We start from the raw sequence: 306 nt of genomic DNA on the forward strand, positions 1-306 counted from the left end.
GATTCCCGTTCCGGCGGCCTCGACGGTTTCGTCATGTCGGCACTGCTGAACCTGGTCGAGGACTTCGAGACCGATGCCTTGCCCCGGATCGCCGCCGTGCTCCTGGAGCACCACGACATGCTCCGGCTCCGTGTCACGGACGCGGGGGCACGGATCATACCGGAGGAGACCGGCACGGTTCTGGAAACCGTCGAGGATGTGGACGAGGACACGGTGCGAGAGCACACGCAGCGTGTGCAGGAAGAGATCGACCCGGCCACCGGTCCCATGGTGCGGATGGTGTTGTTCACCGGCCAGAACCCGCCC

At 66.0% G+C, this 306-nt stretch carries 1 protein-coding gene; it reads left to right on the top strand.

Annotated elements, in window-relative coordinates; all coding sequences use genetic code 11:
- Positions 1-33: 33 nt before the first annotated feature.
- On the top strand, positions 34-306 hold a 273-nt coding region (locus tag D456_RS24895; RefSeq protein WP_152442664.1), incomplete at its 3' end, for a hypothetical protein.

The organism is Nocardiopsis kunsanensis DSM 44524 (genome assembly GCF_000340965.1).
In the GTDB taxonomy this organism is placed as follows: domain Bacteria; phylum Actinomycetota; class Actinomycetes; order Streptosporangiales; family Streptosporangiaceae; genus Nocardiopsis; species Nocardiopsis kunsanensis.